At 71.6% G+C, this 13,198-nt stretch carries 9 protein-coding genes; 3 read left to right on the top strand and 6 right to left on the bottom strand.

Annotated features, from left to right (window positions below; genetic code table 11):
• Window positions 1-34: 34 nt before the first annotated feature.
• The 4 genes from ACIQU4_RS19915 to ACIQU4_RS19900 all read right to left on the bottom strand — a co-directional run bounded on the left by ACIQU4_RS19915 (window position 35) and on the right by ACIQU4_RS19900 (window position 2,575).
• On the bottom strand, window positions 35-526 hold the full coding sequence (locus ACIQU4_RS19915; RefSeq protein WP_403732160.1) for an NUDIX hydrolase: 492 nt from the start codon (window positions 524-526) through the stop codon (window positions 35-37).
• Window positions 523-855: a MazG-like family protein gene (locus ACIQU4_RS19910; RefSeq protein ID WP_403732157.1), complete on the bottom strand. Its 333-nt coding sequence runs from the start codon at window positions 853-855 to the stop codon at window positions 523-525. Before ACIQU4_RS19910 ends, ACIQU4_RS19915 begins: the two co-directional genes overlap by 4 nt.
• A gap of 99 nt (window positions 856-954) precedes the next feature.
• Window positions 955-1,557: a hypothetical protein gene (locus tag ACIQU4_RS19905; RefSeq protein WP_403732155.1), complete on the bottom strand. Its 603-nt coding sequence runs from the start codon at window positions 1,555-1,557 to the stop codon at window positions 955-957.
• Between the two features lie 364 nt (window positions 1,558-1,921).
• A complete protein-coding gene (locus ACIQU4_RS19900; protein WP_403732152.1) occupies window positions 1,922-2,575 on the bottom strand; it encodes a GNAT family N-acetyltransferase in 654 nt (217 codons plus the stop codon).
• Between the two features lie 986 nt (window positions 2,576-3,561).
• Here ACIQU4_RS19900 and ACIQU4_RS19895 point away from each other — a divergent pair.
• Both ACIQU4_RS19895 and ACIQU4_RS19890 read left to right on the top strand, forming a co-directional pair.
• The gene (locus ACIQU4_RS19895) at window positions 3,562-5,418 is read left to right on the top strand and encodes a serine/threonine-protein kinase (protein ID WP_403732149.1); all 1,857 of its coding nucleotides are present in this window, start codon (window positions 3,562-3,564) and stop codon (window positions 5,416-5,418) included.
• 210 nt (window positions 5,419-5,628) lie between these two features.
• Window positions 5,629-7,752 (top strand): PIG-L family deacetylase, encoded by a 2,124-nt coding sequence (locus ACIQU4_RS19890; RefSeq protein ID WP_403732146.1) that lies wholly within the window; start codon window positions 5,629-5,631, stop codon window positions 7,750-7,752.
• A gap of 8 nt (window positions 7,753-7,760) precedes the next feature.
• Here ACIQU4_RS19890 and ACIQU4_RS19885 read toward each other — a convergent pair whose 3' ends face one another.
• Complete coding sequence (locus ACIQU4_RS19885; protein ID WP_403732143.1) at window positions 7,761-9,245, bottom strand: hypothetical protein; 1,485 nt, start codon at window positions 9,243-9,245, stop codon at window positions 7,761-7,763.
• A 166-nt stretch (window positions 9,246-9,411) separates the two neighbouring features.
• Here ACIQU4_RS19885 and ACIQU4_RS19880 point away from each other — a divergent pair, with 166 nt between their 5' ends.
• Window positions 9,412-10,989 (top strand): hypothetical protein, encoded by a 1,578-nt coding sequence (locus ACIQU4_RS19880; RefSeq protein ID WP_403732141.1) that lies wholly within the window; start codon window positions 9,412-9,414, stop codon window positions 10,987-10,989.
• Window positions 10,990-11,316: 327 nt separating this feature from the next.
• On the opposite strand, the gene ACIQU4_RS19875 is transcribed toward ACIQU4_RS19880, so the two are convergent.
• Window positions 11,317-12,858, bottom strand: coding sequence for an FAD-dependent monooxygenase (locus tag ACIQU4_RS19875; protein WP_403732138.1), 1,542 nt, complete (start codon window positions 12,856-12,858; stop codon window positions 11,317-11,319).
• Window positions 12,859-13,198: the final 340 nt, after the last annotated feature.

Here is a 13,198-nt window from a genome sequence, read left to right as displayed (position 1 = left end):
GCCGCGGCGGGCCCGGTCCTGATCCGGATCACGGTCACAACGGGCTCCCCTCGCGCAGGTAGACCGCGGAGCCGGACCGGGCACCGGCGTAGATGGCAGCCAGCGTCTGGAGGCGGGCGGACAACGGCGTGTCCCGCAGCTCGTCGAGGTGCATGAAGGCGTGGCGGTCGTGCTCGGGGCTCAGCCGGATGGGCTGATCGCCGGTGTGGACGCCGCCGTGGAAGTAGTAGTCGATCACAGGGCCGGTGCTCTCGACGTCGACGCGGTGGTCCGTGCCGATCAGCCGCGGTACGTCGTCCAGGTCGATCCCGGTCTCCTCGCTCATCTCCCGCCGTGCTGCCGCCCAGGGGTCCTCGCCGTGGTCGAGCATCCCGCCCGGGACCCACCACTGGCCCGCGACCGGCTGGCCGGGGCCGTAGCGGAGCAGGAGGACGCGGCCGTCGGGGTCCAGCATCAGGACGCAGGAAGCCACGACCGTCCGGGGGAGGGTCTTGATCCACTCTTCTCGGGGAATCCACATGCTCATGCCTCCCGGGCGGTCAGGGTCCGGGCGGCGGTCTTCTCCAGGTGCGCGGTGAACATCGCGGCCGGGTCCGCGACGCCGAGCCGGTGCAGCGCGACCATCGCCGTCACCAGTACGTCGCACACTTCCGCCTCCACGTCCCGCCAGGAGTGGGACAGGCCCTTGCGGGGATTGGTGCCGGTGGCGCCGATGACGGCCTGGGCGGCCTCGCCGAACTCCTCCCCGATCTTGAGTACCTGCAGTACCCGGCGCTGCTCGGCGGGGACATGGGCGGTGGCCTCGTCGAGGAAGACGGCAAGCTCCCCGGTGACGGCCCAGGCGTTCTTCTCCACGGTGGTTCCCCTTCGTCCGGCTGTTGTCCGTTCTCAGCCCTGTGAACGAACGGGATGACGCCAGGGATGCTCCCGTCCCAAGGGGGCGCCCGCGGCCGCCTATCGGAGCAGCGCGAACGTACTGGCGGCGACGGCCCCGCCTACGGCGGCGCCCGCGAGAACCTGGGCAACGGTGTGGTCCTTGAGCTCCACCCGGGACCAGCCGACGACGGCGACCAGGGGGTACGCGAGGAGCACCCGGGGCCCGTACGCCATGGCGAGCAGGGCGACGCTCCCGGAGGAGACGGCCGCGTGCACGCTGATCTTCCAGGCAGGGGTCACGGCGAGGAGGGCCACGAGGGTGGCCAGCATGGCCGAGATCAGCGCGATCATGGATCGCGGGGCGCTGAAGGCGCAGAGCAGTGTGATGCCGGTGGCGACCGAGACGGCGATGAAGGTCATCACGGTGATGCGCTGCTGCCGCCGGCCGACGTGCCGGTCGGTCCAGCGGCCGCGGCGTATGCCGTACTTGATGAAGGCCAGGGGTATGACGGCGGCGAACAGGCAGCCGAGGAGGCCCCATCCGATCCCGGCGAGGCGGCCGGTGTACCAGCCGATCAGGAGGGTGTCGGCGATGATCCACGTCTTCGGGTCGAGCCCATCGGTGATCAGACGCGCGGCGCGGGACTCGTTGGGCCGTACGGCCGTGGTCGTGGTGGTCACGTCGTGGCCTCCTGGCTGGTCGTGGTGCGGAAGTCGCCGGCCGCGGGGGGAGTGTGGTGGATCCGGGCGGGCCGGATGATCCTCTCCACCTCGGCGGTGAAGGCGGAGGCCGCCAATTCGAGGCCGCCAATTCATTGAGGCCAGGTCCCGCTGCCGGTTGCCGGGGCGGGCGTCCTCGGCCGATCGGATGCCGGTCGCCCAGCCTCGCATCCCCCATGGCGGCCCCCACCGCTCCGTACGGCCGATCGGGTGACCGCCGGATCAGGGTTCCGGCCGCTTCCAGAGCGGCCTGTGCCGTGGCCGACGCCGGCGGGGTGGTCGAGGTGGACCGCCTCGCCCGTACAGGGACTGTTCCGAGTTCAGTTCACCGGGCGGCATCCGACGGCTCGTACCAGAGGCTGGTCATCGGGGAGCGCATGGTCCAGCCCAGCGAGGAGTAGAGCGCCCGGCCCTCGGTCGTGCCGACCAGGAGGCCAGTCCTTGCGCCGGCCTCGTACGCGCTGCCCTGCAGCGTGCGCATCACCAGGCCGCCGAGGCCCTTGCGCCGGTGCTCGGTGGCGGTCTCGACCTGGTCGACCACGGCATGGGTGCCTACCTGGGCGATCTGTCCGCGGGCGGCGAAGTGCCCGGCGCCCGTGCGGACCAGCACGCGGCTGACGCCGCCCCGGGTCCAACTGGTGAGCGTGTATCCGGCCGGCGACGCAGGGCGCTCCGGTGCCAGGTGGCAGGTCATCAGAAACCCCGGACTGTCGCGCCGCCAGCCCGGCCCGACCCAGGGCAGGACCGTCTGGTCCTCGGCGAACAGCTTCAGCCAGGTCCCGGGCGCGCTCGTCGCGGCGACGATCTTGCGTACATCGCCCTCGGAGGGCTCCGGCAGTACGTGCCGGGCGACATGCTTGGGCTGCCCGACGTCGATCGTCCACCCCCACGGCTCGTCGATCGGGTCCGAGCTGGCGCGGGAGACGACCCAGCCGTTGATCCACATCCGCACGAGCTCACTGATCCTGGTGTCCGGCATCGCCGCCCGTCCCCCCTGGGTGGTATTGGTAATAGGTGCTAGCGTGGAATGAACCTTACGATACAGGGGCGGGATCTGACCATAGGGGCAGGTCGCTCGGCCGCGGCGGCCGCATCGAACTCGAACCCCGTGACGCCGCGAGACTCGGGGCGCGCACCTGCCGATCGGCGAAGGATTCCCGGCCGAGCGCGTCGAGCAGGGCGACATTCCGGGCTCTCGGTTCTGACATGGCCAACGCCGGCGGGCCCGAAGCTCTGGAGTTCCTCAAAATGCGCTTGTCACGCCGATCGTGCCGGGCATCCTCCTCGTACGGACCAGAACGGACGGCAACGGGGAGCAGGGCATGGGATATCTGGTGATCCTGGGGATCGGCCTCATCGTGGTGCTCATCGCGGCGATTCGGGGAAACAGAGGTGGCGGGTCGACGCGAGGGCGATCCGGCGGAGGCGACGGCGGCGGTCACGCCTGCGGTGGCGGTTGGTCCTGCGGTGGTGGCGGCTCGTCCTGCGGTGGTGGCGGAGGAGACTGACCCGACAGCGCTCGCTGCGCATACCCCGTGGCCCGACGGGCGGGTGCGGATACCTGGTCCTTCGGCGCGTCGTCGCATGGTGCTCGACGCGCTGTCCGTGGTCTTCCAAGAGATGACCCAAGATGGGCAAACGGATCGATGGACAAGGGCGGTTCCGTCCACCGACGCGGGGTGGGAGCGCGCCCGGCACTCGGCGAGAGCGGTCCTGGCGGCGGAAGGTGAGGCCGACCCGCCACTGCCAACTCCTCATCGCCGGACCGGCCGAGCAGCTCGGCCGAAGCGCCGTGGACACACCGGCGCGGAACTTCCACACGATCCGTTGAGGACCCTCACCCGGGCACGGGTACGGTGGCCGGCGATGGGGAGGAGTCACGACGAGTCACCGGAGTTGGGTACCCTCTCGGTTGGCTTCGGGGCTTCAGCGGGCTGAACTGCCGTGACAGGGAATGGAATTTTCATGAGTGCACCTTCTACCGACCTATTCCAGCCGCTCAGGCCCGACGACCCGGCCACGGTCGGCGGTTACCGCCTGACCGCAGTGCTGGGTGCCGGCGGCATGGGCAAGGTGTACCTCTCCTACACGCCGGGCGGCCGCCCCATCGCCCTCAAGGTGATCCGGCCCGAGTTCAGCGAGGACCCCGAGTTCCGGCGGCGCTTCCAGCAGGAAGTGCGGGCTGCGCAGCGGGTGCAGGGCCTTTACACCGCGCCCGTCATCGACTTCGACACCGAGGGCACTCAGCCCTGGCTGGCCACGGCCTACGTACCGGGCCCCTCCCTCGCGCACGCCGTGGCCCAGTACGGGCGGCTGCCGCTGCGCAGTGTGCTGCTGCTGGCCGTCGGGGTCGCCGAGGCGCTGCACGTCATCCACGGCGCGGGCATCGTCCACCGTGACCTGAAGCCCGCGAACGTACTCCTCGCCGCCGACGGCCCCCGCGTCATCGACTTCGGTATCGCCCGCGCGGCGGACGCCACTTCCCTGACCGGCAGCGGAGTCAGTGTCGGCACGCCCGCGTTCATGGCGCCCGAGCAGGCCTCCGCCGGTACGGTCACCGCCGGTACCGACATCTTCGCCCTCGGTCAGATCGTGGCGTACGCGGCGATCGGTGCGCCCGCCTACGGCGAGGGCTCCTCGCACGCCGTGCTGTACCGCATCGTGCACGAGGACCCCGACCTCAGCGCGCTGCCGGACGACTTGCGGCCCCTGGTGACGCGGTGCCTCAGCCGTGACCCGGCGGACCGGCCCACCCTGGCCGAGGTCATCCAGATGTGCCACGACCTTTCTCCCGCCCCGCTCCGCCAGGGCGAGGACTGGCTGCCCCAGGCGGTCGCCGGTTCCATCACCGAGCGTCTTCGGCTGCCCGAACCGGCGACGACCCCGCCGCCGCAGCCCGCCGCAGCCCCGACGCCGACCGAAGTCTCCCCGCAGCCTCCGGCGCAGGGTGCGCCCCCGGCCGCGCCAACCGGTCTCGGCGTGGCCGCCGCGCCGACGCAGAGCGCCCCCGCCGCTCCGGCGCACGCTCCCGCCGGTCCCGCCGCTCCGGGCATGCCGCCCGGCTACCAGACGCCGCCGCCCGGCTACCAGACGCCTCCCCCCGGCTACCAGACCCAGCCGGGCTACCGGACGCCGCCGCCCGGATACGTGCCGGGCTACCACACTCCGTCGCCCTCCCACCACCCCGGCTACCCGCCCCCCGCCCCGCAGCACAAGCCGAAGGGGCCGATCATCGCCGGGGTCGTCGTGGCGGCGGTGATCGGCCTCGCGGTCCTCGGTTCCCTGCTGCCGGACAACTCCGGCGACAAGGCCAAGGGCGGCGCGTCTTCCGCCGGCGGAAGTACGAGCAGCGCGACCCCCGGCGCCGGCTCCCAGGACAAGGGCGGCAAGCGCGCCGACCCCACCCCCGCCTCGTACCAGGGCGTCAATCTGACGGCCAACTACCAGCTCATGCTGGCCGACAACCCGCCGCGCCCGGTCTCCGGCGGCAACGGCGGCGTGTTGTACAACCACGGCGACATCTACTTCTACGTCGACACCCTCTTCGGGGACACGAAGGTCGGGACCAACAACGGCAAGCTGGTCGTGCTGAACAACTCGCAGAAGGGTTCGCTGGAGACCTGCCGCGCCGAAACCCGCTACACCGAGAAGATCGGCCTCGATCAGCTCACGGACGGGTCGGAGATCTGCGTGCTCAGTGACGCGGGCCACATCGCGGTCGTGACGTACCGCGGCAAGTCGGGCGCGAACGACCCGAGCAACTACATCACGCTCGATCTCACGGTCTGGCGCAACGCCGAGGAGCCGAAGAAGAAGAACTGAGGAGGAATGGTGCGATAGTCGCAAAATGGGCAAATCGCACACTTCCGTCATTTAACTCAGTCGTGACCATATGCCTTTTGAGGGTGTGTCAGTCGCAAACGTGCGGGGCATAATCGGCCCCGGTCGTCTCCGGAAGCAATGGAGCCATCGGGACACCGACCGACCTTCCCGTCGGATTCCCGGACCGGACCGATCCTCAAGGCGCTGTACATGTCCCTGGCCAGCCGCACCCGCCTCGCGGCACTGATCGCGACGGTTTCCGTCGGTGTGGCCGGTGTCACGACCTGGGCCTACGGATACGGGAGCGAGCCGCCGCCGGCGGCCGCCCGGGCCGTCGTCAGGCCGAGCGTGACCGAGGGCTCAGCCCTCCAGGTCGTCGCACACCCCGACGACGACCTCTTCTTCATGAACCCCGACCTGAGCCGCTCCATATCGACGGGCATCAAGGTCACGACCGTCTACCTGACCTCCGGCGAGTCCGACGGCAGGAACGAGGCCCACAGCCCGCACCTGGACGACGCCGCGGGTCCCGCCGACCGCGCCGCCTACGCGGAGGCCCGGCAGAACGGCATCCGGGGTGCCTACGCCCAGATGGCCACCGGTGACCGCACCAGCACCTGGCAGCGGAAGTCCATACCCACGGCCGGCGGGGGCAGCGCAGAGGTGGACGTCCTCGTCGCCAGGCCCGAGGTCAACCTGGTGTGGATGCAGCTCCGCGAGGCCCGCAGCATCTCGGGGGACAATCCGGACAGCCTGCGCGGCCTGTGGGACGGCCGGATACCCGCCCTCGGCGCTCAGCTGACCTCCGGGACGCCGGTCACGCACCCGTTCTCGTACACGAAGGACGAGGCCGTAGCCGCCATCGCGGACGTGTTCGCGCTGTACGAGCCGACCACGATACGGACGCAGGACCCGACCCCCGGCAAGTCGGGGAGCGGCGTCTTCCTCGACCACCAGGACCACATGTACGGCGCCCGCTTCGTCCAGGCCGCCGCGGAGCGCTACGCCCAGAACACGGACCGGCCGCACTTCTCCGTCCAGAACTACGTGAGCTACCCGAACAGCGCGCTGCCGCCGACGCTCGACCCGCAGACCGCCGAAGAGAAGCTCGGCTACCTGAAGACATACGCCTGGACGGACCACCAGGACTGGTGCGGCAGCCCCGCCGGCTGCGGCGACCGCAAGACCGCGACCAGGCCCACCGGCGCCGGATGGAACCAGACCATCCGCTACAGCCGGGGCGACGGCACCTCCTGGATGACCGAGGGCCTCTCCGGACGGCTGTGGGCCTTCGCCGCGCTGGACGGCCGGATGGCGTACTGGTCGCGCAGCGGCCCGAAGGCCCCCTGGCAGGGTCCTCGCTTCCTTTCCGGTACCGGCATCGACGCCGGGGCGAGCGCGGCCCGGCTCCCGGACGGCCGGATCGTGGTCTTCGCCACCCGCACCACCCTCGGTACGACACCTCAGGACTACGGCCGGGACATCGTGTACGCCGTCCAGAGCGAGGGCGACGGCGCATTCGGCCCCTGGCAGTCGCTGGGAACCCCGGACACCGCGGACAGGTCCGGCACCTCGGCGATCAGCGCACCGTCCGTCGCCGTGGATCCGGCGGGCCGGATGACGGTGTACGTACGCGATTCCCGCCGAACTCTGCGCGCCCGGACCCAAACGGCCCCGGACGGAGCGTTCGGGCCCTGGCAGGATCTCGGCGGCGCCGGCCTCCTGGGCGATCCGGTCACCGCGACAGACGGGTCGGGGCGGCGGTACGTGTACGCGGCGACGACCGGCTCCGTACTGGCCTGGGTCCAGCCGACGCCGGGCGCCCCCTTGACCGGCGTCTTCGCGACCGGACTGCCGCAGACCACGGGCGTGCTCTCGGTGCGCCCCGAGGGCGACGGGGTCCGCCTGTTCTTCCGCCGGCCCGGCACGGGCACCGTCGGTACGAGCCTGGCGACCGCGGGCGGGCCCGCGCCGCAGTTCTCCCCGGTCGCCGAGGCCGGCGGCCCGGGCGGCTACGGCGGCGTGGGTATCGCGGGTCCGCTGCTCGCGGGCCGTACGGGCTCGGGCACGGTCGGCGTGGCGGGCGGCGCTGACGGTCCGCAGTCCTGGCAGGAGTCCCAGATGCTGTACACGGGCGCACCGGCGGGCGTGGCCGACCGGGCCGGCACGGCCGTCGCGGCGGCCCTCGGCCTGGACGCCGACCTGCACATCGTCACGACGGTTCCTGCGGCCCCGTCCGAGCCGCCCGGCGACCGGATCCCCTCCCCGTGGCACCGGGCGGTCCAGCCCCCGCTGCTCGCGCAGGCCGCCTCCGGGGCCCGGCCTCCGCAGTGACCTGACTGCTAGGACGAGAACCGCAGGGGCGGCGTGGGGAGACCCTTGTCGTCGAGTGCCACCAGGGTGAGGACGGCGATCGAGCCCGTCCATGCCAGAGGTGCCACCGATGACGGATTGCCCGCACGGTTCACCTTCTCGGGCAGCTCTCCGAGCGAGTTCCGCTTGGAGAGGACCCAGTCCAGCACCTGCCTCGCCTTCGCCGTCCTCCCCGTACCGGCCCACGCGAGGGCGAAGAACGAGGTACTGGGCGTCCAGGCGTTCCCACCCCAAGGCGCCGTCGGATCGTTTCCGGGCGTGAGACCCCCGTTCGGCAGGAGCAGGGCCTTGTACGTGGTGTCGAGCGCCCGGGGAAGGTCGGCCGGAGCCGTGTTGAAGGGTGGCGCCATGAAGGCAGCCGCGCTGTCGTGTCCGTGCTGCCCGTCGACGGTGCGCTGATATCCCAGGGGAGCGAACTTCTTGGCTATCCCGGAGGAGAGCCGCTTGGCGGCAGCGGCCCAGCGTGCCGCGTCGGCCGGCCGGTTCAGCTCCTCGGCGAGGTCCGCGGACGCGTTGAGCCCCGCGAGCAGGGGCGCGGCCGTACCGATGTTCGTCGTGGTCGTCGTCAGCTCCCAGTAGTCGGGGGAGGCCGGAGGCAGCCCGTCCGCCCGCAGCGAGGCCGCCGCGTGGTCGGCCGCCTTGCGGATCATCGGGTAGAGGCCGGCCAGCCGAGCGTGCCGGCCGGCCCGCGGGGCCTTCTGGTACCACTGCCAAGCGGCCCAGGGGACCCAGCCGTTGGCGTCGAGCTGCCACCGCCTGCCGTCCGGCGGCCCCAGACCGTCGAGTCTCGTCCGTGCGTCCCAGGTGCCGTCCTTCCGCTGGGTCTCGGCGCTGTAGCGGAGGATCCGGTACGCCTCGGCCTCGTGGCCGGTGTGCGCGAACGCGGCGCAGGCGAAGCTGGAGTCGCGGGGCCAGGAGTACATCCAGCCGGGAGTCCAGCCCGCCGCCATGGCGCCGTTCGGCCGGAGCAGGGCGCGCATGGTCAGCAGGGCCCGCTCGGCCGCCGCGCGCTGCGCGGGCGAGCTGCCGGGGACCCGGCCGCCGGCCAGCCAGGCGGCGCTCTGCGTCATCTGCTGCCGGGCCGCCGGATCGCCGGCCGCCACCACGGCCGACGCCGTCCGGCCGACGGGGACGTACTTCCACCGGCCGGTCGGCAGCCGCAGTACGTTGCTCCCTCCCATGTACCACGCACCCTTGGCGGTGGCCGCTGTGATGCCCTCGGTGGCGGCCGTGTTGGAGAGGAGGCCGACGGTGGGGGCGGCGAGCACCGACAGGGGCGCGTATCTGCCCTCGGCGTCGCCGAGACTCTGGTGGCCCACGGGCCTGATGAGGAACACCGGCCGTCGTGCGTCGGTGTGCCGGCCGCCGGCGGATCCTGCGGCGCACACGGGAAGGGCGATGCACGCGACAGCCGTCGTGACGACCGCGCAGCGCACGAGCAGGACAGCAGGCATCACCACTCCATCCGTCCGGCTTCCGCGCGCGGGGCGCCCGGAGTTCTCATCGTGGACGAGGTGTGCGGAGCCCGCCACGACATGCCCGCCGCCCGGGTGACCCCGGATGCCGGTGGGCGACGCACCGTGCACATTGGTGTGACCGGCCCCTGCGAAGGATTGGTGAATGACTACTGCGTCGAGCGAGGGCGAGCGCGAGCGCGTGGGCGTGGGCGTGGGCGTGGGCGTGGGCCCGGGCGCGAGCGCGGGGCCGGGCCGGGGGAGCGCCCGCCGCCCGCTCATCCGCAGCCTCCTGCTGGGCGCGGGCGCGACCCTCGTGGCGGCGGCCGGAGCCCTGATCGCCGTCGGGTGCTTTCTCGGGCTCTACGTACGGCCGACGTCGGACGACTGGTGCGCCGCCTGGAAGTCCCGTGATCTGGGAGTCCTCGGCATCACGTCCGACTTCTACATGACCCAGAACGGGCGGATCGCCAACGCCTTCCTGAGCGGCATCGTCTACGGCGACGGGCTGACCGGAATCAAGATCCTGCCCACCGTCATCGTCGTCACCTTCACGGTCGGCCTCGTCCTGCTCGGGTGCGAGTTCGTCCGGCTCCTCGGCGCGAGACCGCGGGTGATGACGGTGATGACCCTGACCGCCTGCGCGCTGGCCGTCCAGGCGCTGGTCTATTACGCCGGCACCCGCAGCTATCAGGTACTGCTGTGGGCTCCGGCCACCATTTCCCACACCATTCCCAGCGTCGTCGGAGTGTGGGCGCTCCTGCTGGCCATCCGGACCGTGCGCCAGCCCCGGGCCGGCATACGCGCAGGCGGCTTCGCCGCCGCGTTCCTCATCGCCTTCGCGCTCGGAACCCTGAGCGAGCCGTTCGCCCTCGTCAGCGGTCTGCTCGCGGTCGGCGCCGGCCTGCTGGCCCTGCCCCGGCTGGGGCTGGCGCGGACCTGGCACACGTTCACCTGGTGCGTGCTCTGGTGCGCCGGACTCGTCTGCGGGCTGATCGTGCTCTACACCTCCCCCGGCGCCCGGTGGCGCCGCGCCCAGCAGCCGGACCGGGAGTCGATGCTCTCCCCGAGCGAGCTCGGGGAGACCTTCCGGGACTGGCTGCACATGTGGGACTCCGTCACGGGCCAGTGGGCCTACCTGGGAGCCGCCGCCGTCGGCGTCCTCCTCGGCCTGGGAACCGGGCTCCGTACACCCGCGCTCGCGGCGTGGAGAAGGCACCGGGCCGTATCGCGGCCGATGCTCGTCGCAGTACTGCTGCTCCCCGTACCGGTGGTGGTGCTCGGGTCGTTCGCGGTGGTGCTGGGCCTGCGCAGCGGCTACGGTCCGAGCGGGTGGACGTACGCCCGTACGTGGACGAACTACCTCGTGCCGATGGAACTGGCGCTGTGCGTCTACGGAGCCCTGCTGGGGGAGTGGGCCGGCCGGAACCTGGCACGCCGGCGGAATGGCCTGGTGGTGCCGGCCGCCGTCGTGGCGGCGGGCGGCCTGACGCTGGCCGCGCTGGCCGCGCTCGTCCCGAACGTCCAGCAGCTCACCACTGCCACGGTCACCCGCGCGGTGGCCTGGGACGCCCAGAACTCCCGCATCCGGAGCGGGGCGGCGCGGGGCGCCACCGACGTCGGGTACCGGCCCCTGTACATCGGGAGCCTGGCCGAGCCGTTCTTCACCTCCGACTACGAGCGGGACTGGGTCGCCGGCTGTCTCTCGAAGTGGTACGGCGTCACCCGGATCCACCGCCTCTGAGGGCGAACCGCGCCAACGACGGCGGCCCGGAGGATGGGACTTTCGGCAGATCCGGGCTCGGCGGGCGTTGCGTAGGGTCGGGTCCGTGAGGCGAATGATCATGGATTTCCGGATACCGGCGCACGTGCTGCTCGCGGGCGCGGCGGTATCGGCCGCCTGACCCCGGTCAGCCTGTGGTGGGCGCTGCCGACCGCGGTATGCGCCTTCCAGGCGGCCCATCCGGGGCGCCCCACCGCCCCGGCCGAACGGCCGGTCCGCCCCCCCGCCGTTCGTCAGGGTGTCCTTACCGGAACCCGGTGCCACCTGTCCCCGGTCGGCGGCGAGGCCCTACGCCAGGACGGTGTCGGCCGTGAGAGGAGTACCGAACCAAAGGCCCGCGGCCCGTTCGAACGCTTCACGATCAGGGCGGCGATCACTCGCCCAGGCGACCATGCCGTCGGGTCGGACGAGCACGGCACCCAGTCCGAGGTCGTTCCTCGCCTGCCCGGCCGCGTACCGCATCCGGCTCTCCCAGCCCACCGCCGAACCCTGCAGGCACCGGTCGATGCTGAAATCGAGCGCGACGCCTCGCCCGTCCTGCATCAGGTCGCCGAGGCGAGTCCCGTCCTCGAGAAGAAAGTCCGGGGCGCTGCGGCCGGCCAGCGGATGCTCGCTGCCGACGTCGTAGCGGATCCACGATCCCGACAGCCTCTCGAACATGTAGGTCGCTCCGTCACGCGTCCCGATCAGATCGCGGACCACTGCTTGGATCGCCTGGGCATGCGGCTCCGGTTTCATGGCCGCCACCTGGGCGCGCGACCAGTCGAGCACCCCTGCGGCGATCGGATGGCGCTCGCGGGTGTACGTGTCGAGAAGCCCCTCCGGCGCGTACCCGTGTACGGTCGCCGCGAGCTTCCACCCCAGGTTCATGGCGTCGCCCATGCCGGTGTTGAGTCCCTGCCCGCCAAGGGGGGAGTGGATGTGAGCGGCATCGCCCGCGAGCAGGACCCGTCCTTGCCGGTAGGTCGTCGTCTGCATCGCCCGATCGGTGAAGGTCGAGGCGATGTGGACGTCGTTCAACGTCACGTCGGTGCCGGATACACGGCGCAGAACCGCCTGGAGATGGTCTCGAGTCGGCTGCTGCGAGCGGTCGAACGCGCCGCCGTCGAAGTCCATCATGCCGATGTGCCCTTCCGCGGGCATCCGTATGTACATGCCCTTCGGCGTCAGGTTGAACCAGGGGCGCAGCTTCTCCCAGCCGGCGATGGCGGCGTGCATGACGTAGCCGGTGAACTGCGGTTCGGTGCCGACGAAGTCGAAGCCCGCGAGCCTGCGCACCGTACTGCGTCCGCCGTCGCAGCCGACGAGCCAGCGCGCCGCGTACGCGTCCGCGCCGGCTTGCGCGACGACGGCGCTCTCATCGTTCCGGGAGATGGCTGAGACCGTCACTCCGCGCTTGACCTCCACGCCGAGCTTGGACGCCTGCTCGGACAACACCGTCTCGACCGCTTCGAGGTCCGTCATCAGCATCTCCGGCGCCGGGGTGGGAAGCCGGAACGGTAGGGCGGCAATGTCGATCTTGGCCGGATCGAGCATCATGCCGGCGAAGTGGCCACCGCGACGAGGGGGTGCGGGCTCGTCCGCGTCGGGGTTCGCGCCGGAATCGTCGTCGGCGCCCGACGCCGTCAGCAGCGGGTGCAGCATCCCGCGGCGGTAGAACGCCTCGACCGAAGCGGCGGACAAGCCGCGCATCCCGAGCGGGGCCACCCGTAACGGGGAGTGGGGCCCCGGCTCCCGTTCGAGCACCAGTACGGAACAGCCCGCGAGGCCGAGCTCGCAGGCGAGGGACAGGCCGACCGGGCCGGCTCCCACGATCACTACGTCATGCACGAGAGATCCCCTTCTCTGAATTCACCGCCGGTTGGGCACCGGCGGGACCCTTCGAAAGGTGCCAGCCCTCACCGACATCGGACCGACAGCCGCCCACAGGCCACCGACACCACGGCTCCGCCACCCGATCCCCCCTGGTCAAGGCCCTGCTCAGCCGGCACGACCTCAGGCGTCAGGGGAGGGTGTGCCGTTTCGAGCGACGGGGGTGACGTGACCGGGAGATTCAGGTGCTGCGGAGCCGGCCGCCTAGCTGTATTGCCCAGTGAGGTTGGGGACGCGGCTGGCGGGTGGTTTGCCTGCGAGCGCGGTGTGTCCGCGGTGGTGATTGTAGGTGTGCAGC

Source organism: Streptomyces sp. NPDC090741 (assembly GCF_044769045.1).
Taxonomy (GTDB): Bacteria; Actinomycetota; Actinomycetes; order Streptomycetales; family Streptomycetaceae; genus Streptomyces.
Note: the sequence above shows the minus strand (reverse complement) of the source record. Positions and strands in the feature narration are given on the sequence as shown.

What these genes read in the sequence shown, in the direction of transcription:
- ACIQU4_RS19915 (WP_403732160.1), bottom strand. Translation starts at nt 526, where the DNA reads ATGAGCATGTGGATTCCCCGAGAAGAGTGGATCAAGACCCTCCCCCGG.
- ACIQU4_RS19900 (WP_403732152.1), bottom strand. Translation starts at nt 2,575, where the DNA reads ATGCCGGACACCAGGATCAGTGAGCTCGTGCGGATGTGGATCAACGGC.
- ACIQU4_RS19895 (WP_403732149.1), top strand. Translation starts at nt 3,562, where the DNA reads ATGAGTGCACCTTCTACCGACCTATTCCAGCCGCTCAGGCCCGACGAC.
- ACIQU4_RS19890 (WP_403732146.1), top strand. Translation starts at nt 5,629, where the DNA reads ATGTCCCTGGCCAGCCGCACCCGCCTCGCGGCACTGATCGCGACGGTT.
- ACIQU4_RS19885 (WP_403732143.1), bottom strand. Translation starts at nt 9,245, where the DNA reads ATGCCTGCTGTCCTGCTCGTGCGCTGCGCGGTCGTCACGACGGCTGTC.
- ACIQU4_RS19880 (WP_403732141.1), top strand. Translation starts at nt 9,412, where the DNA reads ATGACTACTGCGTCGAGCGAGGGCGAGCGCGAGCGCGTGGGCGTGGGC.